Origin of the sequence: Nocardioides sp. CFH 31398, from assembly GCF_022436705.1 — a bacterium.
In the GTDB taxonomy this organism is placed as follows: Bacteria; Actinomycetota; Actinomycetes; order Propionibacteriales; family Nocardioidaceae; genus Nocardioides.
The window spans coordinates 1-26894 of the sequence record NZ_JAKUHT010000032.1; the positions used below are offsets into that span (position 1 = coordinate 1).

27 protein-coding genes and 1 tRNA gene are annotated in these 26894 nt (G+C 74.1%); 11 read left to right on the forward strand and 17 right to left on the reverse strand.

The features are described 5' to 3' along the window. Window positions 1–79 precede the first annotated feature (79 nt). Window positions 80–946, reverse strand: coding sequence for a glucose 1-dehydrogenase (locus MJ876_RS19595; protein ID WP_240234443.1), 867 nt, complete (start codon window positions 944–946; stop codon window positions 80–82). 220 nt (window positions 947–1166) lie between these two features. Beyond that, on the reverse strand, window positions 1167–2591 hold the full coding sequence (locus MJ876_RS19600) for a mycothione reductase (RefSeq protein WP_240234444.1): 1425 nt from the start codon (window positions 2589–2591) through the stop codon (window positions 1167–1169). Between the two features lie 38 nt (window positions 2592–2629). Here MJ876_RS19600 and MJ876_RS19605 point away from each other — a divergent pair, with 38 nt between their 5' ends. Further along, window positions 2630–3802 (forward strand): M20 family metallopeptidase, encoded by a 1173-nt coding sequence (locus MJ876_RS19605; RefSeq protein WP_240234445.1) that lies wholly within the window; start codon window positions 2630–2632, stop codon window positions 3800–3802. A gap of 349 nt (window positions 3803–4151) precedes the next feature. On the opposite strand, the gene MJ876_RS19610 is transcribed toward MJ876_RS19605, so the two are convergent. Genes MJ876_RS19610 through MJ876_RS19640 form a run of 7 tightly spaced genes read right to left on the reverse strand, consistent with a single transcriptional unit; the run spans window position 4152 to window position 10640 of the window. Then, window positions 4152–5075 (reverse strand): PfkB family carbohydrate kinase, encoded by a 924-nt coding sequence (locus MJ876_RS19610; protein ID WP_240234446.1) that lies wholly within the window; start codon window positions 5073–5075, stop codon window positions 4152–4154. Beyond that, complete coding sequence (locus MJ876_RS19615) at window positions 5072–6022, reverse strand: nucleoside hydrolase (protein WP_240234447.1); 951 nt, start codon at window positions 6020–6022, stop codon at window positions 5072–5074. Before MJ876_RS19615 ends, MJ876_RS19610 begins: the two co-directional genes overlap by 4 nt. Further along, on the reverse strand, window positions 6019–6774 hold the full coding sequence (locus MJ876_RS19620; RefSeq protein WP_240234448.1) for a glutamine amidotransferase: 756 nt from the start codon (window positions 6772–6774) through the stop codon (window positions 6019–6021). Before MJ876_RS19620 ends, MJ876_RS19615 begins: the two co-directional genes overlap by 4 nt. Continuing rightward, window positions 6771–7838, reverse strand: coding sequence for a phosphotriesterase (locus MJ876_RS19625; RefSeq protein ID WP_240234449.1), 1068 nt, complete (start codon window positions 7836–7838; stop codon window positions 6771–6773). The genes MJ876_RS19620 and MJ876_RS19625 overlap by 4 nt, the downstream gene beginning before the upstream one ends. A 3-nt stretch (window positions 7839–7841) precedes the next feature. Beyond that, entirely contained in the window at window positions 7842–8858 is a 1017-nt protein-coding gene (locus tag MJ876_RS19630) for an ABC transporter permease (protein ID WP_240234450.1), read from the reverse strand. A 4-nt stretch (window positions 8859–8862) separates the two neighbouring features. After that, the gene (locus tag MJ876_RS19635; RefSeq protein WP_240234451.1) at window positions 8863–9672 is read right to left on the reverse strand and encodes an ATP-binding cassette domain-containing protein; all 810 of its coding nucleotides are present in this window, start codon (window positions 9670–9672) and stop codon (window positions 8863–8865) included. Beyond that, complete coding sequence (locus MJ876_RS19640) at window positions 9669–10640, reverse strand: substrate-binding domain-containing protein (protein WP_240234452.1); 972 nt, start codon at window positions 10638–10640, stop codon at window positions 9669–9671. The genes MJ876_RS19635 and MJ876_RS19640 overlap by 4 nt, the downstream gene beginning before the upstream one ends. A gap of 136 nt (window positions 10641–10776) precedes the next feature. Between MJ876_RS19640 and MJ876_RS19645 the strand changes: the two genes are divergently transcribed. Continuing rightward, window positions 10777–11763 carry a LacI family DNA-binding transcriptional regulator gene (locus tag MJ876_RS19645; RefSeq protein WP_240234453.1) on the forward strand — a complete coding sequence of 329 codons (987 nt, stop codon included), beginning with the start codon at window positions 10777–10779 and terminating at the stop codon, window positions 11761–11763. Window positions 11764–11779: 16 nt separating this feature from the next. On the opposite strand, the gene MJ876_RS19650 is transcribed toward MJ876_RS19645, so the two are convergent. From MJ876_RS19650 to MJ876_RS19665, 4 genes are read right to left on the reverse strand one after another with little or no spacing between them, the layout of a single operon-like run. Next, window positions 11780–12007, reverse strand: a complete 228-nt coding sequence (locus MJ876_RS19650; RefSeq protein ID WP_240234454.1) for a hypothetical protein — start codon at window positions 12005–12007, stop codon at window positions 11780–11782. After that, complete coding sequence (locus tag MJ876_RS19655) at window positions 12004–13224, reverse strand: acetate kinase (protein ID WP_240234455.1); 1221 nt, start codon at window positions 13222–13224, stop codon at window positions 12004–12006. Before MJ876_RS19655 ends, MJ876_RS19650 begins: the two co-directional genes overlap by 4 nt. Beyond that, entirely contained in the window at window positions 13221–15320 is a 2100-nt protein-coding gene (gene pta / locus MJ876_RS19660) for a phosphate acetyltransferase (RefSeq protein WP_240234456.1), read from the reverse strand. The genes MJ876_RS19655 and pta overlap by 4 nt, the downstream gene beginning before the upstream one ends. Before the next feature lie 8 nt (window positions 15321–15328). After that, window positions 15329–16270 (reverse strand): NADP-dependent oxidoreductase, encoded by a 942-nt coding sequence (locus tag MJ876_RS19665; RefSeq protein ID WP_240234457.1) that lies wholly within the window; start codon window positions 16268–16270, stop codon window positions 15329–15331. 231 nt (window positions 16271–16501) lie between these two features. On the opposite strand from MJ876_RS19665, the gene MJ876_RS19670 reads away from it, so the two are divergent. Then, on the forward strand, window positions 16502–17296 hold the full coding sequence (locus MJ876_RS19670; protein ID WP_240234458.1) for an SDR family NAD(P)-dependent oxidoreductase: 795 nt from the start codon (window positions 16502–16504) through the stop codon (window positions 17294–17296). Further along, entirely contained in the window at window positions 17293–18174 is an 882-nt protein-coding gene (locus MJ876_RS19675) for an NAD(P)H-binding protein (RefSeq protein ID WP_240234459.1), read from the forward strand. Before MJ876_RS19670 ends, MJ876_RS19675 begins: the two co-directional genes overlap by 4 nt. On the opposite strand, the gene MJ876_RS19680 is transcribed toward MJ876_RS19675, so the two are convergent. Continuing rightward, a complete protein-coding gene (locus tag MJ876_RS19680; protein WP_240234460.1) occupies window positions 18120–18734 on the reverse strand; it encodes a class I SAM-dependent methyltransferase in 615 nt (204 codons plus the stop codon). The genes MJ876_RS19675 and MJ876_RS19680 overlap by 55 nt on opposite strands. Window positions 18735–18824: 90 nt before the next feature. Here MJ876_RS19680 and MJ876_RS19685 point away from each other — a divergent pair, with 90 nt between their 5' ends. Both MJ876_RS19685 and MJ876_RS19690 read left to right on the forward strand, forming a co-directional pair. Continuing rightward, complete coding sequence (locus MJ876_RS19685) at window positions 18825–19286, forward strand: hypothetical protein (protein ID WP_240234461.1); 462 nt, start codon at window positions 18825–18827, stop codon at window positions 19284–19286. 103 nt (window positions 19287–19389) lie between these two features. Then, on the forward strand, window positions 19390–20064 hold the full coding sequence (locus MJ876_RS19690; protein WP_240234462.1) for a DUF4396 domain-containing protein: 675 nt from the start codon (window positions 19390–19392) through the stop codon (window positions 20062–20064). 112 nt (window positions 20065–20176) lie between these two features. On the opposite strand, the gene MJ876_RS19695 is transcribed toward MJ876_RS19690, so the two are convergent. Next, window positions 20177–20263, reverse strand: a tRNA-Ser gene (locus MJ876_RS19695). 101 nt (window positions 20264–20364) lie between these two features. Between MJ876_RS19695 and MJ876_RS19700 the strand changes: the two genes are divergently transcribed. After that, window positions 20365–21990 (forward strand): DASS family sodium-coupled anion symporter, encoded by a 1626-nt coding sequence (locus MJ876_RS19700; RefSeq protein WP_240234463.1) that lies wholly within the window; start codon window positions 20365–20367, stop codon window positions 21988–21990. A 4-nt stretch (window positions 21991–21994) separates the two neighbouring features. Beyond that, complete coding sequence (locus tag MJ876_RS19705; RefSeq protein WP_240234464.1) at window positions 21995–23068, forward strand: tartrate dehydrogenase; 1074 nt, start codon at window positions 21995–21997, stop codon at window positions 23066–23068. 43 nt (window positions 23069–23111) lie between these two features. Here MJ876_RS19705 and MJ876_RS19710 read toward each other — a convergent pair whose 3' ends face one another. Next, complete coding sequence (locus tag MJ876_RS19710) at window positions 23112–24146, reverse strand: NAD(P)-dependent alcohol dehydrogenase (protein ID WP_240234465.1); 1035 nt, start codon at window positions 24144–24146, stop codon at window positions 23112–23114. A 92-nt stretch (window positions 24147–24238) separates the two neighbouring features. Between MJ876_RS19710 and MJ876_RS19715 the strand changes: the two genes are divergently transcribed. Further along, complete coding sequence (locus MJ876_RS19715) at window positions 24239–24829, forward strand: TetR family transcriptional regulator (protein ID WP_240234466.1); 591 nt, start codon at window positions 24239–24241, stop codon at window positions 24827–24829. A gap of 35 nt (window positions 24830–24864) precedes the next feature. On the opposite strand, the gene tadA is transcribed toward MJ876_RS19715, so the two are convergent. Continuing rightward, complete coding sequence (tadA, locus tag MJ876_RS19720; RefSeq protein ID WP_240234861.1) at window positions 24865–25302, reverse strand: tRNA adenosine(34) deaminase TadA; 438 nt, start codon at window positions 25300–25302, stop codon at window positions 24865–24867. A gap of 61 nt (window positions 25303–25363) precedes the next feature. On the opposite strand from tadA, the gene upp reads away from it, so the two are divergent. Together upp and MJ876_RS19730 are read left to right on the forward strand one after the other, a co-directional pair. Then, complete coding sequence (gene upp, locus MJ876_RS19725; RefSeq protein WP_240234467.1) at window positions 25364–26005, forward strand: uracil phosphoribosyltransferase; 642 nt, start codon at window positions 25364–25366, stop codon at window positions 26003–26005. A gap of 7 nt (window positions 26006–26012) precedes the next feature. Next, the coding region (locus MJ876_RS19730) for a thioesterase family protein (protein ID WP_240239012.1) at window positions 26013–26894 on the forward strand (882 nt) is incomplete at its 3' end.

Genomic DNA, 26894 nt, shown 5'->3' on the forward strand with positions numbered 1-26894 from the left:
GTGGGCCACCGCGGGGCGTGGGGGTAGGCGGGCCCGTGCGGCCCCCCCCGTACCGCGGAGGCACCCGCCGGCCGGGACCTCAGAAGACCGACTTGCCGCCGGTGACGCCGAGCACGGTCCCCGACACGTACGACGCGTCCGCCTCGGAGGCGAGGAACACGAACGCGGGCGCCACCTCCGCGGGCTGACCGGCGCGACCCAGCGGGGTGTCGGCGCCGAGGTTGGCGACCTTCTCCTCGTGCTGCGTCGCGGGCTGCAGCGGCGCCCAGATCGGGCCGGGCGCGACGGCGTTCACGCGGATCCCGTCCGCGCCGAGCTGCGCCGCCAGGTTGACCGTGAGGTTGTTGATGGCGGCCTTCGTGGCGGCGTAGTCCAGCAGCGCGCTGGACGGCTCGTAGGCCTGGATCGAGCTGCAGTTCACGATGCAGCCGCTGCGCTCCCGCAGGTGCGGCAGCGCGGCGCGGACGGTCCAGAGCAGGGCGTACAGGTTGACCTTGAACGTCGAGTCGATGCGCTCGTCGGTGAACTCGAGCAGGTCGTCGTCGCGGGCCCACTGGTAGCCGGCGTTGTTGACGAGCACGTCGACGCCGCCGAAGGCCTCGACGGTGTCGGCGACGATGCGGTCGCAGGCGTCGCGGTCACGCAGGTCGGTCTCGAGGGCGAGCACCTGGCGGCCCTCCGCCCGGACGAGGTCGGCGACCTCGGCCGCGTCCTGCGACTCCTCGGGCAGGTGGGTGAACGCGACGTCCGCGCCCTCGCGGGCGTAGGCGATGACGACGGCGCGTCCGATGCCCGAGTCGCCGCCGGTGACCAGCGCGACCTTGCCGGAGAGCCGGTCGTGGCCCACGTAGCTGTCCTCGCCGTGGTCGGGCCGCGGCTGCATCGCACCGGTGGTGCCGGGGTGGTCCTGCTGCTGGGGCGGGAAGGGGGTCTCGTCCTGACTCATGGGGCCCCGTACCCGGGCCGGAGCGCCGCACCCGGCGCGGCTGGTTCGCCCCCGCCCGGGGCGGGACAGTCTCCGCGCACGACGGGAGGCGACCAGCCGGGCGACGCCGACCTCGTCCCGCTGAGGCCCTCGGGCCGCTCCACCACGTGTGAGGAGATCGACGTCCGATGACGTGACGTACCGTCGTGCTCCCGACGGACGTCCGGCCCCGGTCGGAGGGTCAGTGGCGCAGCGCGCGCTCCAGGTCGAGCAGGGCGCCCTCGACGACCTCGGTGAGGGCGGGGTGGATCCAGTACTGCGAGCGCGCGAGGCCCTTGACGGGAAGGTCGTGGGCCATCGCGGTCAGCAGCGGCTGGATCAGCACGGACGCCTGCGGGCCGACCAGGTGCGCGCCGACGAGCAGTCCGGTGGCCCGGTCGGCGAGGAGCTTGACCACGTGGCCGGTGGCCGGGCCGTTCCTGTCGTCCTCCTCGTAGGCCCAGCCGTGGGCGGTGTCGGCGTACTCGGTGCGGCCGACGGCGAGGTCGATCCCCTCGTCGCGGGCCGCCGCCTCGGTCAGGCCGACGGAGGCGACCTGCGGGGAGGCGAAGACGGCCTGCGGGACGAACCGGTGGTCCACCGACTGCAGGTCGTCGGGGTTCAGCAGGTTGTGCCGGACGACGCGCGCCTCGTGGTTCGCGACGTGCTTGAGCGGGTGGCCGGTGCTGGCGTCGCCCAGCGCGAACACGCCCTCGGCACTGGTGCGCTGCTGGTCGTCGACCTTCACCCGCCCGTCGTCGTACGTGTCGACGCCCGCCTTCTCGACGGCGAGGACGTCGGAGTTGGCGCGGCGACCGACGGCGAGCAGGAGGCACTCGACGGTCAGGGTCGAGTCGTCGTCCAGGGTCAGGAGCAGACCGTCGCCCTCGGCGGGCTCGACCCTCACGACCTTCGCGCCGCAGCGGACGTCGTACCGCTCGGCGACCTCGCGGGTGAAGACCTCGGCGACCTCGCGGTCCTGGCTGGCGAGCAGCACGTCCTCGGACTCGACCTGGGTGACGGCCGTGCCGAGCGAGGCGAAGACGTGGGCCAGCTCGGAGCCGACGTACCCGCCGCCGATGACGGCCATCGACGCGGGCAGGTCGCTCAGCCGCATCACGGAGTCGCTCGTGTGCACGCGGCGACGGTCGGACTCGGAGAGGTCGTCCAGGCCGTCGATCGGCGGGATCGTCGGACGGGTGCCGGTCGCGATGACGACCTGGTCGGCGGTGAGCTCGGTCTCCCCGCCGTCCGCGAGGTGGACGACGAGCTGCCGCGGACCCGTGAAGTGGGCCTCGCCCACGACGACGTCGACCCAGTCCTTCTCGGACTGGCCCTCACGCCCGCTCTCGGCGTTCTCGTCGACGCGGCCCATGATCCGTTCACGGATCGCCGGCCAGTCGGCGCCGTCGTACGACGTGGCGAGGTCGAAGCGTGCCCCGGTCGCGGCGCTGTGGGCGACCTCGGCGGTGTGGAGGTACATCTTCGACGGGATGCAGCCCCGGTTCAGACAGGTGCCGCCGAAGGGCCCCCGGTCCACGATCGCGACGCGGAGGTGCGAGAAGTCGTGGCCCGCGATCATGTTCCCCGAGCCGGCGCCGACGATGACCAGGTCGTAGTGCGTCACCTCGACAACGTAGCCAAGGGTGCCGATAACGTCGGGCCATGAGCGACCGGTGGAGCCAGGCGGCGGCGCTGCAGGACTGGATGGCCGACCACCAGCGCACCCTGCACCAGCAGCCGGAGGTCGGGCTCGAGCTGCCCGACACCCACGCCTACGTCGCCGACGTGCTCCGCGGCCTGGGGCTCGAGCCCGAGGTGCACCCCCGCGCCGGCGTCACGGTCGCGATCCCGCCCGCGGCCCCCACCGACGAGCCGACGGTCGTGCTGCGCGCCGACATGGACGCGCTGCCCGTCGTCGAGCGCAGCGGCGTCGAGCACCCCTCGCAGCGCGACGGCGCGATGCACGCCTGCGGCCACGACCTGCACATGGCGATGCTGCTCGGTGCGGCGAGGGCGCTCGTCGAGCACCCGCCCGCGCGGCCCGTCGTCCTGGTGTTCCAGCCGGGCGAGGAGACCGACCGGGGCGCCGTCCCGACGCTGGAGTCGCACGCGGCGCTGACCGGTCTCGCGGACGAGGCGGCCGAGGCGTTCGCGATCCACGTCCACGCGACCTGGCCCGCGCACAGCGTGCACCTGCGGCCCGGCACGTTCATGGCGTACGGCGACTGGTTCCGCGTCGACTACCGCGGCCCCGGCGCCCACGCCAGCCAGCCGCACCTCGCCGGCAACCCGGTGGTCGCGGCCGCCGAGCTGGTCACCCACCTGCGCGACGCCGTCGCCGAGCTCGCCGCCGACGAGCACCTCGTCGCCACCGTGACCGAGTCGCTCATCGGCAACACCGTGAACGTCATCCCGACCGACGGTCGCGTGCGGGGCACGCTGCGGACCCTGTCCGCCGACAAGCGCGACGCCCTCCTCGAGACCCTCGACCGCCTCGCCACCTCGACCGCCGCCGACGTGGGCGTCGAGGCCGACGTGACGGTGACCGAGGGCTACCCCGCCGTCGTCAACGACGCGGCGTACGTCGAGCGGGTGCGCGCGGCGATCGGCGACCGCGCCGACGTCCGCGACATGGCGGACCCGTCGATGGTCATCGAGGACTTCGCCTACTTCCTGCACCGCTTCGGCGGCGCGATGGTCTACCTCGGCGCCCAGGTGGGTGGCCGCACCGGTTTCAACCACGCCGCCGACGCGGTCTTCGACCCGGCCGTCCTCGCCACCGGCGCCGCCCTCCACCTCCTCGCCGCGGACGGGCTCCCACCCGCCACGACCTGAGGTCGAGTCGGCACATCTGCGCACGCACAGGGGGTCGAGTCGGCACATCTGCGCACCTACCGAGGGTCGAGTCGGCACATCTGCGCAGGTGGGGCCGGAGGCCATGCGGCCTCGGCCCCAGCCGGTCGAGCCCGTCGAGGGCCACGGGAGCTGCGCAGACGTGCCGACTCGAGCCCTCTGAGCCGCGCAGACGTGCCGACTCGAGCCCTCTGAGCTGCGCAGACGTGCCGACTCGAGCCCTCTGAGCTGCGCAGACGTGCCGACTCGAGGCCTCTGAGCTGCGCAGACGTGCCGACTCGACCCTGGTCCTGCGCCCACGTCCGCCGAGCCGGCGGTCCTGGCCAGACGGTCAGACGGTCAGACGGGCGCCGTGGTGGGTGGTGCTCGCCGCGGCGGCGGCGTTGGCGCGGCGGACGGCGTCGACGAGCGGCTCCCCGGCCGCGAGGCCGGCGGCGAGGCAGCCGCAGAACACGTCGCCGGCGCCGCTGGCGTCCACGGTGTCGACGCGCTCGCCGTCGACGGCGACCGGGTCGGCACCCCTCTCGACGCCCTTCTCGAAGCACAGGGCGCCGTCGGCGCCGAGGGTGACGACGACGGAGCCGGCGAAGTCCAGGGCGGCGACGCAGTCGGTCACCTCGGCGGCCGAGGTGGGCTCGGGGCGCCCGGCGAGACGGCCGAGCTCACCCCGGTTCGGGACGAGGACGTCGACCGCGCCGAGCAGCTCGCGGACTCCTCCGGCGTCCGCCGGCATCGGCGCCGGGTTGAGGACGACAAGACCCCCGCCGGTGGCCGCACGCGCCGCGGCGGCCACCGCGGGCACCGGCACCTCGAGCTGCAGGACGACGACCGCGGGCGCGAGGTCGGCGACCGCGGACGCGGCCTCCTCGGCAGCGACGGTGTCGTTCGCGCCGGCGTCGACCACGATCGTGTTCTCACCGGCGGCGTCGACGGTGATGACGGCGATGCCCGTCCCGTCGTCGGCCCGACGGGCCACCCGCGACACGTCCACGCCCGCCGCGGTGAGCGCGGCCAGCGACCGCTCCCCCGGCTCGTCGTCCCCGACGGCGCCGACCATGGCGACGCGGCACCCCAGGTCGGCCCCGAGGACGGCGGCCGCGGCGGCCTGGTTCGCGCCCTTGCCACCCGGGGACGACAGGCGGGGCCCCGTGGTCAGCGTCGTCTCGCCCGGGGCGGGCAGCGCCTCGACGCGCAGCGTGGTGTCGTCGTTGAGGGAGCCGACGACGCAGACCAGGCCGGACCGCGCGGAGCTCACGTCGTCCCGCCCAGCCGGTCGAGCGCGGCGAGCACGAGGTCCCAGTAGCGGTCGGCGTCCAGCTCGAGCGCGACCGAGGCGTTGGGCTGCTCGTCGGGGTAGCGGTCGTAGAGGTCGACGACGGTGGTGCCGCGGGTCCAGCGCCCGTCGAGCTCGACGGCCACGAACGACTCGCGCCACCGGATGACGTCGGGGTCGAGCAGCGCGGCGATGGTGCACGGGTCGTGGACGGGCGGGGCCGAGAACTCCCAGATCCGCTCGTAGGAGTCGCCGAAGAAGCCCATCCAGGCGGCACACGTGCGCCCGACGGTGTGCGGCATCGCCGCCATGCGGTCGACGACGGCCTGCGTCGCCAGCGCCTGGTGGGTGAGGTTGAGCCCGACCATCCGCACCGGCACGCCGGAGCGGAGGACGACGTCGAGCGCCTCGGGGTCGGCGTAGGTGTTGAACTCCGCGGTCGGCGTGTGGTTGCCGCGCTCGGTGGAGCCGCCCATGAAGATGATCTCGCTGATCTTCGCGGCGATCCCGGGCTCCGAGGTCAGCAGCACGCCCAGGTTGGTCATCGGTCCCGTCACGACGACCGTCACGGGCTCCGGCGCCCCGGTCAGGGTGCGGTAGAGGAACGCCACGGCGGTCTCGGCGGACGGCGGCACGGTCGGCTCCGGCAGCTCGGGTCCGTCGAGGCCGGTGACGCCGTGCACGTAGTTGCCGAGCGCGAGCTCGCCGCGCATGGGTCCCGCGGCGCCGACCGCGACGGGCACGTCCTCCCGCCCCGCCAGCGCGAGCACGCGCTGGGCGTTGCGGGTGGCGTCCTCGACGGCGCAGTTGCCGAAGCACGTCGTGATCCCGAGCAGCCGCACGCCGGGCGAGCCGAGCGCCAGCAGGATCGCGACGGCGTCGTCGTGCCCGGGGTCGCAGTCGAGCAGGATGTCGAGCGGCTCGCTCATCGGTCGGCCAGCCAGCGCAGCATCGCGCCGACGAGCGGGGCGAAGCCGTCCCACGCGAGGAAGTCCTCGGGGCACCAGTGGGGGCCGATGTCGGAGGTCCACACCAGCGAGCGGCCCGCGCCGACCTCGCGGGTGGCGACGAGGACGTCGTCCCCGACGGTGGCCACGACCTCGGCGTCCTCGCGGGCGTGGACGACGTTGTAGCCCAGCAGCGTCGGCGCGGAGGCGACGAGCGAGCCCCAGCCGGCGGCGGCGGCGTGGTCCGGCAGGGTGACGGCGACGGGGGCGCCCTGCGGCGCCTCGACGCGGTCGTCGGACTCGAGCATCGTCACGGGCAGCACGTCGGCGACGGCGGTCCGCTGGAAGTTCGCGCGGGCCTGGAAGCCGGTGAAGCTGAGGTAGCCGCCGGCCATCATCAGCCCGCCGCCGCCACGGGTCCACTCGGCCAGGGCCAGCAGGGGGTTGTCGACGCGCTTGCCCTCGAGGAACACCTCGGGCGGCAGCACGAAGCTGTTGGCGCCGATGTCGGACAGGATGACGACGTCGTACGCCGACAGCGCCTCGACCGTGCGCGGGAACTTCCCCGGCACGTCGTGGGCGTACATCTGCTCGATCTCGATGCCCTCGCTCGCCGCGGCGGCGATGAAGGCGTCCGCGCCGGTGTGGAACGTGGTCGACGAGAACTCGTCGAAGCCCTTCACGTGGGTCGCGGTCGAGATCCAGCTCTCGCCGGCCAGCAGGACGCGGGTCACGGTGTCTCCTCATTCAGGTGGGGTGCGCCGCCGAACAGGCGGCGGGGGTTGTCGGTCATCAGGGAACGCACCTCGTCGGGGGTGAGCCCGTGCCGCTCGAGGCGGGGCGCGAAGTACTGCAGGACGTGGCCGTAGCCCGGCCCGCCGTGACGGCGGTAGAGCGACTTCACGAACACGTCCTGGCTGAGCAGGAGCTTCTCGCCGTACCCGTCGCGCACGAGGGCGGCGAGGTGGCGGGCGTTGTCGTCGTCGGAGGGGCACTGCACGCCCTGGTCGGCGTAGAAGACCTCCATGCCGAGCATGTCGTACTGCACCCACGCCCCGCGGTCGGCGACGGAGCGCTGGTAGTCGGCGTCGGCGCCGGACGGGCCCATGTGGCACAGCACGACCTTGTCGACGTCGGCGCCCATCTCGTCGGCGACGTCGAGGACGTCGTGGGCGAGGCGGAACCAGCCGGGCAGGTGCACCTGGACGGGCAGGTGGGTCTCGGCCTGCGCCGCCATCGCGCCGCGCAGGCTGGTGCGCTCGGCGTCGGTGAAGTCCGCGGAGACGCCGATCTCGCCGATGATGCCGGGGCGGACGCCGTCCTCGCCGTCGCGCAGGTCGTCGAGCAGCCGCGCGGTGACGCCGTCCACGCCGAGCGCGACGACGTCGACCGGGTGCGACGACTCCAGGTAGAAGCCGGTGCCGGCGACGACCAGCACGCCGGTCCGCTCGGAGATCGTCCGCAGCCCCGCGAGGTCGCGCCCGATGCCGAAGCCGGTGGTCTCGACGACCGTGGTGCCGCCGAGGTCGGCGTACCGGGCGAGCTCGGCGCAGGCCACGTCGACGTCGTCCAGCGCCAGGTTGTGGCGGTTGCCGAACGGGTCCTGACGCAGCTCCCAGAGCAGGTCCTCGCTGACCGGGGCCTCCGCGAACACCTCGGGCTCGACGCCGCGCGCCGTGGTGGGGGTCCACCACGACGACACGTCGTTGAGCAGGTGCTCGTGGGTGAGGACGACACCGAGGTCGTCGGCAGGGACCGGCCCCGTCACCGTCTGCACGGTGGCGGTCTCGTCGGGCACGGCCTAGCCCTTCTGCCCGGAGATGCGCCCGAACAGCTTGGCGTTGAGCAGGATCGCGACGATGAGGATGAGGCCCTGGGTGATCGGCACCCAGTAGACGTCGACCCGCAGCAGCACGAGCCCGTTGCTGATCACGCCCAGGGTCACCGCGCCGATGGCCGAGCCGAGGATCGAGCCCTTGCCGCCCATCAGCGCGGTGCCGCCGAGGACGACCGCGGTGATGACCTCGAGCTCGAACAGCGTGCCGGAGTTCGACGACCCGCTCGCCAGCCGCGTGGCGGTGATGACGCCGGCGAGGCCGGCCGCGAGGCCGGTGAGGGTGAGGACGGCGAGCTGGACGCGGCGGACGTCGACCCCGGCGCGCCGCAGCGACTCGGCGTTGGAGCCGACGGCGACGACGTACCGGCCGAAGCGGGTGTGGTTGAAGACGTACCAGCCGAGGGCCACGACGAGGACGGCGATCCACGTCGGGGTGTAGAGCCCGGCGAGCTTGCCGTTGCCGATCGGCAGCAGCACTTCGGAGGTGATCGGGGTGGAGTAGCCGTCGGTGATGAGCAGCGCCAGGCCGCGGACGGCGGTGAGCGCCGCGAGCGTGACGATGAAGGACTGCAGCTTCCCGAAGGCGGTCAGCGCGCCGTTGACGAGCCCGATGCCGAGGCCCAGGACGAGCGTCAGCAGCAGCGCGACCAGCGGGTTGCCGGACTCGGCGAAGATCGCCAGCGCCGCGGCGGTCAGGCCGAGGATCGAGCCCACCGACAGGTCGATGTTGCCGGTGGTGATGACGAAGGTCATCGCGGTCGCGACGATCACGGTCGGGGCCACCTGGCGGGCGACGTTGACCAGGTTGTTCGCGCTCAGGAACGCGTCGGTCTGCACGCTGAAGAACACGAACAGCACGACGAGCACGGCGGTGATGGACAGGACGCCGAAGTTGCGGGTGACGAAGTCCTGCCGGGCGCCCTTGCGGTTGCGCGCTCCGGCGGGGGTCGTGCCGCGGGCGGCGGCGGTGTCGGCACTCATCGGGTCACTTCCCCATCATGGCGGTCACGAGACCGCCGAGGTCGGTCTCGGCGGGCGCGAGCTCGCGGTGGTTCACGCCCTCGTGCAGGACGACGAACCGGTCGGCGACCTCGAAGAGGTCCTGGAGGCGGTGGGTGATCAGGACGACGCTCACGCCGCGGGCGGAGACGTCGCGGATCAGCTGCAGGGTCATCTCGACCTCGCGGGCCGCGAGCGCGGCGGTGGGCTCGTCGAGCACCAGCACCTTCGGCTCGAAGGTGACCGCGCGGGCGATGGCGATGGCCTGACGCTGACCGCCCGACATCGCGCCGACCATGCGGCGGGTGTCGGTGATGCGGATGTGGAGGGTGGCGAGGTCCTTCGCCGCCTCCTCGTGCATCCGCTTGGTGTCCATCCGCCGGCTGAACGGGCGGTAGAGCTCGCGGCCGAGGAACAGGTTGCCGGCGACGTCGACGTCGTTGCAGAGCGCGAGGTCCTGGTAGACCATCTCGATCCCGGCCGCGCGGGCCGCCCGCGGGCCGGAGCCCGCGAGCGGCACGCCGTCCACCCGGATCTCGCCGCGGTCGGGGGTGACCGCACCGGCGAGCATCTTCATGAGGGTGGACTTGCCGGCGCCGTTGTCGCCGACGAGGCCGACGACCTCCCCGCGGCGGACCGTGAGGTCCACCCCGCGGAGCACGTCGAGGGCGCCGAAGCTCTTGGTGATCCCGCGCATCTCGACGCGGGGCTCACCGATCCGGCCGCTCCCCGTGTCGGGCCCGGCGTCGGGCCCGGCGTCGGGCCCCGAGGCCCTCTGCTTGTCGAGGTCCGTCACTGGAAGATCTCGCGGTACGGGTCGACGTTCTCGGACGTCACGATGGTGATCGGGACGTCGATGAAGCCCTGCGGCTCCTCGCCGTCGAGGATCGCGGCGAGCTCGTTGACCGCCTCGACGCCCTCCTGCTTCGGGTCCTGCTGGACGACGGCGGTGACGAGGCCGGAGTCGATGCCGGCGATGACCTCGGCGGTGAGGTCCCAGCCGATGACCTTCGTGTCGGCGTCCGCGTCGAGGGCGGCGACGGCGCCGACGGTGGCCGGCTCGCCGGTGGTGTAGACGAAGTCGAGGTCGGGCTGGGCGGTGACGAGGTCCTGCGCCGCGGTGGCGGCCTGCTCCTGGACGTTCTCGCCGTCGACGGCCTGGGTGAAGGTGGCGCCCTCGTTGTCGACGACGGTGCGGAAGGAGTCCTCGCGCTGGTTCTGGATGAACGAGCTGCGCGCGTCGACGATGCCGTACGACGCGCCGTCGGCGAGGCCCTCGTCGACGACCCACTGGCCGGCCTCGGTGCCGGCGGCCTCGTTGTCGACGCCGACGAAGGTGTCGACGGCGCCGTCCTCGAGCTCGGCGTCGATGGCGACCGAGCGGATGCCGGCCTGGGTGGCCTGCTCGACGGCGGGCAGGACGCCGTTGACGTCGATCGCGACGACGATCAGGCCGGTCACGCCCTGGGAGACGAAGTTCTCGATGTCGCTGTTCTGCTTGGCGGCGTCGTTGTTGGCGTTGGCGATCTGCAGCTCGCAGCCGGCCTCGTCGGCCGCCTCCTGGGCGCCCTCGTTCATCTGGGTGAAGAAGGCGGCGGTCTGGTTGATCTGCGTCATGCCGATGACGCACTCGTCGGCGGGCTCGCCCGCCTCGCCGGTCGAGGACTCCTCGTTGCCGGTCGAGCACGCGGAGAGCAGCAGGGGGACGGTCGCCAGGGCGGCGAGGGCGGTGGTGCGACGGCGGGTCGTCGAGGGACGGGTCATCGGGGGATCCTCTGAGTTCGGAAATCGTTTGCCGAGAGGTTCCGGACTCTGGCAGAGAGCCAGGTCACACGTCTAGGGTCTAACCGGAAATCGTTTGCAGACGTAACAGCGCCGTCACATGGGGAGGTCCGGAGCCGTGTCCCGCACCCGCGCCGCGACCATGGCGGACGTCGCCCGCCTCGCCGGCGTCTCGACCGCGACGGTCTCGCGGGTGCTCTCCGGCACCCGCGCCGTCGACCCCGCGATGGCGCAGCGCGTCACCGACGCGGCCGGTCGTCTCGACTACCGGATCAACCTGCTCGGCCGCGGCCTGCGTCGCACCTCGACGTCCACCGTCGGGCTGGTGCTGCCCGACCTGCGCAACCCGTTCTTCTCCGCGCTCGGCCAGCACCTGGCCCGCGCCTTCGCCGACTCCGAGGTCGACCTGCTGCTCTTCAGCGCCGACGACTCGATCACCACCGAGGTGCGCGGCGTCCGGTCGTTCCTCGGGCGTCAGGTCGACGCCCTGGTGCTCATCCCCGTGCACGAGGAACGCAGTGCCGAGGCGGTCGCGCTCGCGGCGTCGTCGGTGCGCACGGTCCAGCTCGACCGGCGGGTCCCGGGCACGGCGGCGTCGTACGTCGGGGTGTCGAACCGCGACGGCGTCGCCCTCGTCCACGACCACCTCGCCGCGGCCGCCGACCTCGACGCCCAGCCGGTGACCTACGTCGGTGCCGTGCCCGACAGCTCCTCGGCCCACGAGCGGCTGGACGCCGTCCGCCGCTGGTTCGGCGCGGACGTCGACTGCCTGCTGGGCGACTTCTCGGCCGCCTGGGGACGCGAGGCGGCCTCACGCCTGCTGGGGGACGGCGCCGCCGCCGGCACGCTCGTCTGCGCCGCGGACGTCATCGCCGCGGGCGCGGTGGCGCACCTGCTCTCCGCCGGGCACCGCGTGCCCGACGACTTCCGCGTCACCGGCTTCGACGGCGTGGGCGCCGAGCTGACGCACCCGTCGTTGACGACGGTGCGTCAGCCGGTCGAGGTGATGGCGGCGGCTATCCGCGACCTCGTCGTGTCGGAGGAGGACGCCTCCGCGCGCTGGTTCGAGCCCACGCTGGTGGTGGGCGGCACGAGCCCCGCGTAGACGCCGAGTCGGCCGATCAGGCGTGGCCGGCGGAGGCCTCCGGCCCGTCGACCTCCTGCGGCTTGTCGTCCGGGGTGGCGGCCCGCTCGGCCTCCTCCTCGGAGATGGTCACGCCCGCGACGGGGTTGCCGCCGCTGGTGCCGGCGTCCTCGTGGTCGGTGCCGGTGGCGTCGGTGCCGGTGGCGTCGGCGCGGGGCTTCTCGGCGTCGCCGCCCTGGTCGGTGTGCTGGTCGGGGGTGCTCATGGACCCACCGTAGGACCAGCCGCCGCAGTCACGACCTCCACCGTCTGCCGCGCGATCTCCCACTCCTCGTCGGTGGGGACGACGAGCACGGCGACCGCGGCTTCGTCCGGCGAGATGCGGGTCGCGGACGACGGCCCGCGGGCGGCGTCGTTGCGCCCGGCGTCCACCTCGATGCCGAGGTGGGCCAGCCCGGCGAGCGCCCGGGCGCGGACGGGTGCCGCGTTCTCCCCCACCCCGCCGGTGAGGACGACGGCGTCGAGCCCGCCGAGGGCGGCGAGGTAGGCGCCGACGTACGCGCGGACGCGGTGGCAGTAGACGTCGAGCGCGAGCTCGGCGTCCGCGCTGCCCGCCTCGGCGGCCGCGACCACGCCCCGCACGTCGTTGTCGCCCGCGAGCCCCCGCAGCCCGGAGGACGCGTTGAGCGCCCGGTCGACGTCGTCCGCGGAGAGGCCGAGCTCGCGGCGCACGTGGCCGAGGACGGCGGGGTCGAGGTCGCCGGAGCGCGAACCCATGACGAGGCCCTCCAGCGGGGTCAGGCCCATGGAGGTCTCGACCGAGCGGCCGCCGTCCACCGCGGTCGCCGAGGCGCCGTTGCCGAGGTGCAGCACGATCTGCTTCGTCTCCTCGATCGGTCGGCCCAGGGCCGCGGCGGCCGCGCGGGAGACGAACGCGACGGAGGTGCCGTGGAAGCCGTAGCGACGCACCCCGGCCTCCCGCCACGCCGCGGGGACGGCGTAGGTGTGGGCGGCCACGGGGAGCGTGGCGTGGAACGCGGTGTCGAAGACCGCCACGTGCGGCAGGTCGGCGAAGAGCCGCCGCGCGGCCTCGAGACCGACCGCGTTGGCGGGGTTGTGCAGGGGCGCGAGCGGTGCGAGCCCGTGGACGGCGGCGACCAGGTCGTCGTCCACCAGCACGGGCTCGGAGAAGCGGGTGCCGCCGTGGACGACGCGGTGCCCGACGGCGACCAGCCCGAGGTGGGCGAGGTCGGGGCCGTGGGCGGCGAACGCGTCCAGCGCAGCCGCGACGGCGGCCTCGTGGTCGGCGACGTCGACCTCGACGACGCGCTCCTCGCCGTCGACGGCGTGGACGACGCGGCTGCCGGGCTCGCCGATCCGCTCGACGAGACCGGAGGCGGCGACGGTGCCGTCGTCGGCGTCGACGACGCGGTACTTCAGCGACGAGGACCCGGTGTTCAGCACCAGGACGGGGGCGCTCACGAGGCGCCCATCTCCTGCGCCTGGATCGCCGTGATGGCCACGGTGCCGACGATGTCGCGCACGTCCGCGCCCCGCGACAGGTCGTTCACCGGCTTCGCCAGCCCCTGGAGCACCGGGCCGACCGCGACGGCCCCGGCGGAGCGCTGGACCGCCTTGTAGGTGTTGTTGCCCGTGTTGAGGTCGGGGAAGACGAAGACGGTCGCCTGCCCGGCGACGGTGGAGCCGGGCAGCTTCGTCGCCGCGACCGCGGAGTCGATGGCGGCGTCGTACTGGATGGGGCCCTCGACGGGCAGGTCCGGACGCCGCTCGCGGACCAGACGGGTGGCCTCGGCGACCTTGTCGACGTCGCTGCCCGCGCCCGAGGTGCCCGTGGAGTAGGACAGCATCGCGACGCGCGGCTCGATCCCGAACGCGGTCGCGGTCTCCGCGGACGACAGCGCGATGTCGGCCAGCTGGGTGGCGGTGGGGTCGGGGTTGATCGCGCAGTCGCCGTAGACGAGCACGCGGTCGGGCAGGCACATGAAGAACACCGACGACACGGTCGAGACGCCGGGCGGGGTGCGGATGACCTCCAGCGCCGGGCGGACCGTCGAGGCGGTGGAGTGCGCGGCGCCGGACACCATCCCGTCGGCGAGGCCGGTCTCGACCATGAGGGTGCCGCAGTAGGACACGTCGACGACGAGCTCGCGCGCGTCGGCGAGCTCGACGCCGCGGTGCGCGCGGCGCTCGGCGTACAGCGCGGCGAAGCGCTCCACCAGCTCGGGGTCGTGCGGGTCGACGACCTCCACGTCGCCCAGGTCGACGCCGACCTCGGCGGAGCGGGCGCGGACGGCGCGCGGGTCGCCGAGCAGGACGGGCCGCGCCACCCCGCGCCGCACGACGACCTCGGCGGCCCGCAGCACGCGCTCGTCGAGCCCCTCCGGCAGCACGATCCGCTGGAGCGAGGCGCCCGCGCGGTCGAGCAGCTGGTGCTCGAACATCAGCGGCGTCACCGTCGCGGACGGGGTCAGCTCGAGACGGTCGAGCAGGGCGTCGCCGTCGACGTGGGCGGCGAACAGCGCGGTCGCGGTCGCGAGCTTGCGCGGCGAGTCGCGCGTCAGGCGGCCGCGGACGTCGTTCAGCGCCGAGGTGGTCGCGTGGGTGCCGAGGTCGGTGGCGACGATCGGGGTGGCCGAGCCGAGCCCGTCCAGCAGCCGCCCCACCTGCGGCGGGAGGTCGAGGCCACCGTTGAGCACGATCCCGGAGGACCGGGGGAAGCCCTCCGAGCGCTGCGCCATCAGCACGCCGAGCACGATCTCGGGGCGGTCGCCCGGGGTGACGACGACGGCGCCCTCGAGGAGCCGGTCGAGCACGTGCGGCAGGGTCATCGCGGCGACGACGACGCCGGTCACCTCGGTGCCGAGCAGCGCCGCGTCGCCGCTGACCAGGCGGCCGTCGATCGCGGCCGCCAGCTCGCCCATCGACGGGGCGCCGAGGAGCGGCTCGTCGGGGAGCGCGAAGCCGGGGGCGTCGCCGAGCGTGACCGCGTCGCGGGCGGCGGCGAGGGCCCGGTCCATCCCGTCGTCCCCGCCGGTCACCCGGTTCGCGACGACGCCGAGGAGGGTCGCGTGGTGGCCCCGCAGCTCGTCGGCGGTGACGGTCGCGAGGGTGTGCAGCTCGGCGGCCGACAGCCCGGCCGCGCCGAGGGTCAGGAGCACGGGCGCCCCGAGGTTGGCGGCGACGGAGGCGTTGAAGGCGAACTCGGCGGGGTTGCCGACGTCGGTGAAGTCGCTGCCGACGACCACGACCGCGTCGCTCTGCGCGGCGACGGCGTGGAAGCGCTCGACGATCCGTTCCATCGCGGCGGCGGGGTCGGCGTGGACGTCCTCGTAGGCGACGCCCGCGCACTCGTCGTACGACAGCCCGACCGCGTCGTGGCCGACGAGGAGGTCGAGCACGTAGTCGCGCGTGCCCCCACGGCCGTCCCCGCGGACGACCGGGCGGAACACCCCGACCCGCTCGACGCGCCGCGACAGCGCCTCGACGACGCCGAGGGCGACCGTGGACTTGCCGGTCCAGCCGGTCGGCGCGGCGACGTACACGGCGCGAGCACTCACCGGACCCGTCACGGGAGGAGGGCGATCTTCCCGCCGGGGTGCTGGCCCCGGAGGAACGCGGCCGCCTCGAGGGCGTCGGCCAACGGGTAGGTGCGGGCCAACGGGACCTCCAGATGGCCCTCGCGGGCCAGTCGCACGAGCTCGGGCCGGATGCGGTCACGGTAGGCCTGCGAGGCGGGCATCCGCCCGGCGATCGCCCGGATCCCCTCGGCCTCCGCGCGGGCGAACGCCGCGATGGTGACCAGACGCTCCTTCGCGACCAGCGCCAGGGACACGTCGATCGCCTCGTCGGTGCCGACGCAGTCGAGGGCGGCGTCGACGCCGGCCCAGCCCCGCTCGGCCGCCGCGTCGCGGACGCGCTGCTCGAGCCCCTCGCCGTACGTCACGGGGACCCCGCCGTAGCGGCGGACGACGTCGTGGTTGGCCTCGCTCGCCGTGCCGATCGCGTGGACGCCGGCGACGCGCGCCTGCTGCAGCACGCTGACGCCGACCGCGCCGGAGGCGCCGTGCACGAGGACGGTCTCCCCGGACCTCGCGCCCGTCACGTGGAGCATCTCGGCGGCGGTGCTGCCGGCGAGCAGGAGGTTGGCGGCCTGCTCGACCCCGATCTCGGCGGGGCGGTGCAGGACGTCCTTCGCGGGGACGGTCACCTCGGTCGCCCACCCGCCGGTGATGCGGAAGGCGAGGACCTCGTCGCCCTCGGCGACGGCTCCGGTGACGATCTCGGTGTCGGGCCCGACGGCCGTGATCGTCCCGGCCACCTCGTAGCCCACGGGCTTCGGGAAGTCGGCCACCTCGCCGCCGGCGACGTGCTTGTAGTCGGCGGGGTTCATCCCGGCGGCCCGGACGGCGATCGTCACCTCCCCCGGCCCCGGCGGCGGGGTGTCCACCTCGGTGAACGAGAGGACGTCGAGGTCCCCGGGACGGCTGGCGATCCACTGCTGGGCCATGTCCGGGGCAACGGACGACGCCGGGGACCTGTTCCCCCCGCGGCGACTGTACGAAGCCCCGCCCGTGCCCCCATGGGCACCGGCGGGGCCTCGCAACACCCCATGTGCGGGAGGACGGTAAGCAGGTGCCCGCCCGATCTCCTCGGTTGTTTCACGATTCGTTTTGCTGAATCAATGGCTCGTCCGGACCAGCGTCGGGAACATCGCCCGCGGGTACCGCGCTGGCCGGTCATGCAGATCGATCTCACCGGCCGCACGGCGCTCGTCACCGGCTCCAGCCAGGGCATCGGCCTGGCCATCGCCACCGTCCTCGCCCGGGCCGGCGCCCGGGTCGCGCTCAACGGCCGGCGGGCCGACGCCCTCGAGGCGGCGGCCGCGACGGTGGTCGACGCCGCTCCCGGTGCCGAGGTGCTGCGGGTGGCGGGCGACCTCGGGACGACGGAGGGTGCCGCCTCGGTCGTCGAGCAGCTGCCGCAGGTCGACGTCCTCGTCAACAACCTCGGCGTCTTCGGCCAGCTCGACCCGTTCGAGGTCGACGACGAGACGTGGGAGCGGTACTTCCAGGTCAACGTGATGTCGGCCGTGCGGATGCTGCGGGCCCACCTGCCCGGCATGCGGGAGCGCGGCTGGGGCCGGGCGATCACGATCGCCAGCGACTCCGCCGTGGCGATCCCGGCGGAGATGATCCACTACGGCGTCACGAAGACCGCCCTGCTCGGCGTGACCCGCGGCTTCGCGAAGGCGGTCGCCGGGAGCGGCGTCACGGTCAACACGGTCGTCGCCGGCCCGACCCACACCCCGGGCGTGGAGGACTTCGTCGCCGAGATGGTCGGCACCGACGGGAGCTGGGACGAGCGCCAGCGCCGGTTCATGGTGGAGCACCGGCCGGCGTCGCTGGTGCAGCGGCTGCTGGAGCCGGAGGAGATCGCGAACGCCGTGCTGTACCTGGCCTCGGACCTCGCCTCGGCCACCACCGGCGGCGCCGTCCGCGCCGACGGCGGCTACGTGGACGCGATCCTCCCGTGACCGCGACGACCGCGACGACCGGCCCGCGGACCGTCCTCGTCACCGGCGTCCGCGCCAAGACGGGGCTCCCCCTCGCGACGTCCCTCGCCGCGCGGGACGACGTCGTCGTCCGGGGCGGCAGCAGCGACCCGGCGGGCGTCGAGGTCCCGGGCGTCGAGGCGGTGGCGTTCTCCTGGGACGACCCGGAGCCGTGGGACGCGGCGGTGCGCGACGTCGACGCCGTGTACGTCGTCCGCCCCGACCGCCCCGACGCCCCCGCACTGATCGGCAACCTGCTCGCCCGCACCGCTCCCGGCACGCGCGTCGTGCTGCTGTCCGACCTCGACGCGGACCTCGGGGCCGCCGACCGCTGGTCGCTGCGGGTCGAGGAGGTCGTCGCGACCTCGGGCCGCCCCTGGGTCGCGCTGCGCCCCGGGTGGTTCTCGCAGGTCCTCACCGACCCGCGGTTCTTCCTCACCGCGATCGTCGAGGACGGCGAGCTGCCCTACCCCGCGGGCGACGGCGCACTGTCGTGGATCGACGCCCGCGACGTCGCCGCGGTCGCCGAGGTGGCGCTGCTCGACGCGTCGTACGACGGGCGGCTGCTGACCCTGACCGGTCCCGCGGCGTACACGCTGCCGGAGACCGCCGCGCTGGTGTCCGCCGCCCTGGGACGGCCGGTCGCGCACCGGGACCAGACCGTCGAGGAGGCGGTCAGCGCCTCCGACGAGTTCGTGCGGGCCCTCGAGACGGCCACCTTCGAGCGGGTCCGGTCGGGCGCGTTCGCCGTCGTCACCGACACCGTCGCCGAGGTCACCGGCCGGTCGGCGCGGCGGTTCGAGGACTACGTCGCGGAGGCCTTCTCCGCGACCACGGAGAACAGCGGGTCGCCGGCGTAGCGGCCCGACGGGGTGCGCCGCTCGACCCGGGCCGGGGTGAACCCGCCCGCACGGGCGAGGTGGTCGACGACCAGCGCGCAGTGGCCGGCGTCGTCGGTCTCCAGCCAGGCGCGGACGGCCTTGGTCGGGAAGCAGCGGTTCGAGAAGGTGACGACCACCGGCGCCCCCGGGCGCAGCACCCGCGCGACCTCGGCGAGGACCCGCACCGGGTCGACGAGGTAGTCGATGGAGACGCAGCACAGCACCGCGTCGAAGGAGTCGTCGGCGAAGGACAGCGTCGGGTCGACGTTGAGGTCGTGGACCACCCGCTCCGTCGCCATCGGGTTGGCGGCGAGCTCCTCGGCGTTCATCCCGAGCACCGTCAGCCGCTCGGGCCGCCGCCGCAGGTGCGAGACCCACGACGACATGAGGTCGAGGACGGCGCCGCCGACGCCCAGCTCTTCGTAGAGGTCGGCGACGGCCCCGATCGCCGCGTCGTCGATGTGGGTCACGAAGCGCGGCACCGCGTAGAACGCCGCGTCGGGCCCCTCGTCGTACCGCTGGAACCTGCGCTCAGCCATGGTCACGAGCGTGCCAGGACGGCGTGCGCGGCGGCCGGCGCTCGGCGCCTGCCCCCGGCGGGGTGCCCCGGCCGGCCGTAGACTGCGGGCGTGAGGGCCGTTCGCGCGATGGCCGGTGGGCACCGGTCGGCCCGCCGCCTCCCCGTCGTCGTCCTCGGTGTCCTCGTCGGCCTGCTCGGCATGGTCGTGCTCTGCGCCCCGGGCGGCTGCACCGCCGGCGGCGACTGTCCCGAGGGGGACGCGCCGCCCCCCGCCGCTCACGCCGAGGCCGGGCTGCCCACGGGCGCCCACGCCGAGCACGCCGAGCACGCCGAGCACGCCGAGCACGCCGGGCACGCCGGGCACGCCGGGCACGAGCCCGCCGCGACCCTGGCGGTGATGTGCCTGGCCCTCGTCGCGGTCGGCCTGTGGCTCCTGTGGCCCGCTCTCACCCGGAGCACCGGGTTCCTGCGCCTGCCCCGACCCGGCGTCGTCCGACGTCCCGGGCCCGACCCGTCCCCGAGGGGCACCGGGCCGCCCCCGGCCTGGCAGTTCTCCGTCATCAGGTGCTGAGGGGCGCACCGGTCCGTGACGTCACCCCGTGGCGTCCGTCCGACCGCCGTGCCCCGACCCCGCGACCTCACACCTGACACGACCTCGAAGGACTCCCATGGACATGACCTCCCGCGTCCCCGACTGGCTCACGCCGGTCGCCTGGACCTACATCGCCGCCTCGCTCGTCAGCGCGGCCTACCTGGGCTGGGCCGTCAGCCGGCTGCCGCGCGGCTCCATGCACCCGGCGACGGCGCTCGTGTGGATCACCTCCGCGCTGTACCTCGGCCCCGCGGCCGTCGTCCTCTTCCACCGCTACCGCGACCCCAGCAGCACCGCGGCCCGGGCAGGGGCCGGCCCGGCGGCCCTGGGCGGGCTCCCCGGCGGCGGGGCCTCGGCCCTGGCCCACCTCGTCGGCGTGCCGCTGGTCATCGCCTCCGGCCTGACGATCGCGGGGATCGACCTCTGGGTCATGATCCTCGTCATCGGGGCCCTCGCGATCCTCCTGCTGCTCGTCTACGAGCTGGCGCTGACCCGGTCCGCGCAGGCCTCGCGGGCGGCGGAGGGCCGGTCCCGCGTCGCTGTGCCCGCGGTAGTCGCCGCGGTGCTCACGGTGCTCGCCTTCGACGTCGGCATGGGCGGCTGGATGCTCCTGCTGCACTTCAACGCGTTCATGCCGCCCGCGACCGAGGGGACCTTCTGGTTCCTCATGCAGATCGGGATCCTGCTCGGGCTGCTCACCGCCTACCCGGCGGTGGCGTGGCTGGCCGGCAGGGGATCACGCGCGGTCGCGACCTGAACCACGTCGCCGGACGACGACACCGCCGGCCGGCCCCTGCTCGGGGCCGACCGGCGGTGCTGCGTCGACCGCGGTCGACGTCAGGTCCGGATCGTCGTCCTGACCTCTTCGGCGGTGGCGGAGGGATTTGAACCCTCGGTGGGGTCGCCCCCACAAACGCTTTCGAGGCGTTCTCCTTAGGCCGCTCGGACACGCCACCGCGCGGAACGCTACCCGAGCCCGCCGCTCGCGCGGAAACCGAGGGTGGTCCCGCGCGCAGAGGTGTGTGACAGGGGACACACAGTGCGCTTCACTGAGGCGATGACCGACCTCGGCAAGCATCCCGGTCCCTCCGCCGGCGGCACGCGCACGGACGTCGACCAGGCGTTCATGAGCTCCGCGACCTACCGCAGCCTCGGCGAGCAGCAGCTGTCGGCGCGGGAGGAGGCGTTCGAGAAGGGCCGGCGCACGGTCGGCCTGTTCCTCGCGCCCGCGGTGACGCTGGTGTTCTGGTTCCTGCCGCTCGGCATCGACGCCACCCAGCAGGGGCTCGCGGCCGTCCTGCTGGGCGTGATCGTCCTGTGGATCACCGAGCCCGTGCCGATCCCGGTCGGCGGGTTCATCGGCATCGCCGCGATCGTCGTCCTCGGGATCGCCACCGCGGACGAGGCGCTCGCGCCCTTCGGCTCCTCGACGGTCTTCACCTTCATCGGCGCGTTCATCCTGGCCCAGGCGATGCTCAAGCACGGCCTGGCGCGGCGGTTCGCGATGTTCGTGCTGAACCTGCCGGGCGTCGGCAGGTCGTCGTTCCGGGTCATCCTGGCGTTCGGGGCGATCACCTGCCTGCTGTCGGCGTTCGTCTCGAACACCGCGACGGTGGCGATGCTGCTGCCGACCGCGATCGGCATCCTCACCGTGATCGCGAAGCTCATGCAGTCGCAGGGCGTCGTCGCCGAGGACTTCGACCCGCTCCGGCTGCGGGTGGGCGCCGCCCTGATGCTCATGCTGGCGTACGGCGCGTCCGTCGGCGGCCTGCTGACCCCGGTCGGCTCACCCCCCAACCTCATCGGTCGTGGGCTCATCGAGGAGGCCACCGGAGAGCGGATCTCGTTCCTCGACTGGATGATCGTCGCGCTGCCGATCTGCGCCCTCATGTTCGTGGCGCTGGCGGTCGTGCTGTTCCTCGTCAACAAGCCCGAGATCAAGCACCTGGAGGGCATCGAGGAGTGGGTCGCGGCCGAGAAGGCCAAGCTTGGCGGCTTCTCCCGGGCGGAGAAGAACACCCTCATCGCCTTCGTCATCACCGTGACCCTGTGGATCCTGCCCGGCATCGTCGGGATCGTCGCCGGCACGGACTCCGACGCCTACCTCGCGACCGGCGACCGCCTCGACGAGGGCGTCGTCGCCATCCTGGGCGCCGCGCTGCTGTTCCTGCTGCCCACCGACTGGCAGCAGCGAGAGTTCACGCTGCGCTGGTCCGACGCCGCCAAGATCGACTGGGGCACCGTCGTCCTGTTCGGCACCGGCATCATCTTCGGCTCGCTGCTGGAGTCGACGGGGCTGGCGCTGACGATCGGCGAGGGGTCCTTCGACGCGCTCGGCCTCACGAGCGCCCTGGCCATCACGGTCTTCGCCGCGATCCTGGCGATCGTCATCTCGGAGACGACGTCCAACACCGCCGCGGCCGCGGTCGTCGTCCCGATCATCATCCCGATCGCGCTGGCCGCGGACGTGAACCCGTTCGTCCCGGCCCTGGCCGCCACCTTCGCGGCGTCGTTCGGCTTCATGCTGCCGGTCTCCACGCCGCAGAACGCGATCGTCTACGGCTCGGGCGTCGTCCCGATCACGCGGATGATCCGGTCCGGCTTCACCTTCGACATCCTCGGCGCGATCCTGATCATCGTGCTCCTGCCGGTGATGGTGGCGCTGCTCGGCCTGGGAGGCTGAGGCGATGAGCACCCAGCGCATCGCCGTGATCGGCGGCGACGGGATCGGGCCGGAGGTCGTCGACGCGACCCGCGCCGTCCTCGACGCCCTCGCCGAGGTCCACTCGCTCGACCTGGCCTACGACGAGTTCGACTGGTCGTGCCGCCGCTACGCCGAGCACGGCGCGATGATGCCGGACGACGCCCTCGACACCCTGCGGCCGTACGACGCCATCCTGCTCGGCGCCGTCGGGTGGCCGGGCGTGCCGGACCACGTGTCGTTGTGGGGGCTGCTGATCCCGATCCGACGGACGTTCCGCCAGTACGTCAACGAGCGCCCGATGACCGTCTTCGAGGGCGTCGACTCCCCGCTGCGCCGCGCCCGACCGGGCACCGAGCCGGGCGGTGTCGACCTGGTCGTCGTCCGGGAGAACGTGGAGGGCGAGTACTCCGAGGTCGGCGGCCGCATGAACCGCGGTTTCCCCGACGAGATGGCCGTCCAGGAGTCGATCTTCACGCGCGTCGGGGTGTCCCGGATCGCCGAGCACGCCTTCGACCTCGCGAAGCGCCGCACGGGCTACGTGACGTCGGCGACGAAGAGCAACGGCATCGTCCACACGATGCCGTTCTGGGACGAGGTGGTGGCCGACGTCGCCGCCGGCCACCCCGATGTCCGCTGGGACGCCGAGCTCATCGACGCCCTCGCCGCCAAGGTGGTGCTCGAGCCGGAGCGGTTCGACGTCATCGTCGGCTCCAACCTGTTCGGCGACATCCTCTCGGACCTCACCGCTGCGGTCGCCGGCTCGATCGGCATCGCGCCGAGCGCCAACATCGACCCGACCCGGGAGTTCCCGTCGATGTTCGAGCCCGTGCACGGCTCCGCGCCCGACATCGCGGGCAAGGGGATCGCGAACCCCGTCGGCACGCTGTGGTCGGCGGTCATGATGCTCGACCACCTCGGCCACCCCGAGGCGGCGTCCGCGCTCATGGAGGCGATCCGCGAGACCCTGAAGGACCCCGCGACCCGCACCGGCGACCTCGGCGGCAGCGCGTCGACCGCCGAGGTCACCGAGGCCGTTGTCCAGCGCGTGCGGCGGTAGCCGGGCGCGGCCCCCGGCCGCGCTGGCGTGCCGACCCGGCCGGTCAGAGGGCGGTCGTGTCGAGGACGAAGCGGAAGCGGACGTCGTTGCGGGCCAGGCGGTCGAGCGCGATGGCGACCTCCGACGCGGGCAGGACCTCGACGTCCGCGGTGATGCCGTGCTCGCCGCAGAACGCGAGCAGCTCGGAGGTGCGGTCGACTCCCCCGCTGCCGGAGGAGCTCAGACGCTTCCGCCCGCCCAGCAGGCTCATGGTGTCGACCGACAACCGGCCGAGGTAGCCGACCGGGTAGAGGACGCCCTCGGTGTCGACGCACGCGAGGTAGGGCTCCAGGTCGTGCTCGACCGCGACGGTGTCGAGGACGACGTCCAGGCTGCTCGCGGCCGCCGTCATCTGCTCGTCGTCCGTCGACACCACCACGCGCGAGGCGCCGAGGCGACGCGCGTCCTCGACCTTCGCCGCCGAGGTGGTGAAGGCCGTGACCTCGGCGCCGAGGGCGGCGGCCAGGCGGACGGCGAGGTGGCCGAGCCCGCCGATCCCGACGACGCCCACCCTGGAGCCCGCCCCGACGCCCTCGGTGCGCAGCGGCTCGCAGACCGTGATGCCCGCGCAGAGCAGCGGCGCGACGCCGGCCGGGTCGAGGCTCGCCGGGCGTGCGTGGACGAATCGCTCCCGGGCGACGTGCTCCCCCGCGTAGCCGCCGAGGGTGCGTGACCCGTCGTGGCGGTCACGGCCCGCGTAGGTGAGGACGACCTCGGCGCACCACTGCTCCTGGCCCTCCCGGCACCAGCGGCAGTCACCGCAGCTGTCGACGATGTTGCCGACCGCCACCGGATCGCCGACGGCGAAGCGGGTGACCTCCGGACCGACCGCGGCCACCTCCCCGACGAACTCGTGGCCCGGCACGAGCGGGAAGGCCGCGCCGTCGGTGCTGCGCAGGTGGTGCAGGTCGGTGAAGCAGACGCCGCAGTGGGTGACGCGGACAGCGACGTCGTCGGGCCGCAGGTCGCGGCGCTCGATCGGCGTGGGGGCGAGGTCGGCACCGGGGCGGTCGGCGAGCAGGGCGGTGGTGCTGCGCATGGCCTATTTCCTAACTGGTTGGTTTGTTCTGGCAGCGTGACACCGTTCCCGCCGAAAAGCAACCAACTGGTTTGTTCGCTAGTCTGTCCCACGTGACCGCCGAGCCCGCTCCGACGCCGAAGGGCGAGGCCACGCGCCGGCGCATCCTCGACGCGGCGCTCGCCGAGTTCGCCGAGCACGGCCTCGCCGGCGCCCGGGTGGACCGGATCGCCGCCGCGGCGCAGGCCAACAAGGCGCAGCTCTACGCCTGGTTCGGCAGCAAGGACCAGCTCTTCGACGCGGTCTTCTTCGGCTCGCTGCACCGGATCATGGACGAGACCCCGATCGACGCCGACGACCTCGCGGACTGGGCCGTCCGGCTGTACGACGACTACCTGCGGCGCCCCGACCTCATCCGCCTGTCCACCTGGCAGCGTCTCGAGCGGCGGCCGACGGGCCACCTCGTCGCCGACCAGGACCGGGTGGACGCCGAGAAGCTCGCCGCGATCGCCCGGGCCCAGGAGCAGGGCCGGGTCCGCGCCGGCGACCCGCTGGACGTGATGGCCCTGGTGATCTCGATGTCGATGGCGTGGTCGCCGGTCAGCGGGGTGTGGGCCGCGACGGCCGACGAGCCCCCCACCGACCACGAGGCGCGGCGGGACCTGCTGCGTCGCGCGGTCGCCGCGGCGGTGGCGCCGGACTAGCGCCGACGTCCGTCCGGCGTCCAGCCGGCGTCGGGTCAGTCCCGCCGCCGCTCGGCGAAGAACGCGTCGAGCACCGCGGTGCACTCGTCGGCGAGGACCCCGCTGACGACCTCGGGGCGGTGGTTGAGGCGACGGTCGCGGACGACGTCCCACAGCGACCCGGCGGCGCCGGCCTTGTCGTCCCAGGCGCCGAGCACCACGCGGTCGACCCGGGCGAGGACGGCCGCGCCGGCGCACATCGTGCAGGGTTCGAGGGTCACGACCAGGGTGCAGCCGGCGAGCCGCCACTCCCCCCGACGTCGGGCGGCGGCGCGGAGCGCCAGCACCTCAGCGTGGGCGGTGGGGTCGCCGTCGACCTCCCGCCGGTTGTGGCCGCGGCCGAGGACCTCGCCGGACGCGTCGAGCACGACCGCGCCGACGGGGACGTCGCCGACCGCCGCGGCCAGGTCGGCCTCGGCGAGCGCGGCCCGCATCGGGGCGTCCCAGGTGCTGCTGTCCACCGTCCGAGTCTCGCCGACCACTACGCTGCCCCGCATGCGGACCCACGTCGTCGACCACCCGCTCGTCGCGCACAAGCTCACCACGCTGCGCGACGTGGAGACCGACTCGCCGACCTTCCGGCGCCTGGCCGACGAGCTCGTGACGCTGCTGGCCTACGAGGCCACGCGCGACGTGCGCGTGCAGACCGTGGAGGTCCTCACCCCCGTCTCCCCCGCCGCCGGGGTACGGCTGGCCGAGAAGCCGCTGGTCGTGCCGATCCTCCGAGCCGGGCTCGGGATGCTCGACGGCATGATGCGGCTGCTGCCCACCGCCGAGGTCGGCTTCCTCGGGATGGTCCGCAACGAGGAGACGCTCGAGGCGTCGACGTACGCCGAGCGCCTGCCGGACGACCTGTCCGGCCGCCAGTGCTACGTCCTCGACCCGATGCTCGCCACCGGCGGCACGTTGGCGGCGGCGATCCGCTTCCTCGTCGACCGCGGCGCCGACCACATCACCGCGATCTGCCTGCTCGCCGCCCCCGAGGGCTGCGAGCGCCTCGAGGCCGGGCTCGCGGGCCTCGAGGTGCCGGTCACGGTGGTCACCGCGGCGATGGACGAGAGGCTCAACGAGGTCGGCTACATCGTCCCCGGCCTCGGGGACGCCGGGGACCGGCTATACGGCGTCGCGGGGAACTGAGCCCGGCATGACCGAGCCGTCGGCGTACTACCTGCCGGTCGACCCCGACGCCGGCCTCTTCGACTCGACCCCGGCGACGGAGAGCCCCTGGGACGCGGCGTCCCAGCACGGCGGCCCCCCGGCCGCGCTGCTGCTGCGGGCGATCGACGCCACCGCCTCCGACCCGACCGCGATGCCGGTCGCGCGCCTCAGCGTCGACATGCTGGGCGGGATCCCGCAGGGACGCATGCGTACCGAGGCCACCGTCGTCCGCCCCGGCAAGCGGGTGGAGATGGTGGAGGCGAGCCTCTACGCGGACGACGACCTCGCCGTGCGCGCCACCGCGTGGCGGATCCGCCGCGGCCCCGCCACCACCACCGACCACGTCACCGCGGGTGACGTCCCGCCGCTCCCCGACGAGCAGCCGCAGCGCTACTTCCCCGGCACCAGCCCCGACTGGGGCTACGGCCGCTCGGTCGAGTGGCGATTCGTGGCCGGTGGGTACGCCGAGCCGGGCCCCGCCACGGTGTGGGCGCGGCCGCGGATCCCGCTGGTCGAGGGCGAGGAGGCGACCCCGCAGCAGCGGGCGATGGTCGTCGCCGACTCCGCCAACGGGCTGTCGGGCCAGCTGCCGATGACCGAGTGGCTCTTCATCCCCCCGACGGTGACGGTCACCTTCCAGCGGCCGCCGACCGGCGAGTGGATCCTGCTCGACGCCGCAACCACGATCGGCCCCGACGGCACCGGCCTCGCCTCGGGCACCCTCTCCGACGCCGACGGCCTCGTCGCCGCCGTCGCCCAGCCCCTGCTCGTCGCGGGGGGGGGGGGGGGGGGGGGGGGGGGGGGGGGGGGGGGGGGGGGGGGGGCGGGGGGGGGGGGGGGGGGGCGGCCGGGGGGGGGGGGGCCCCGC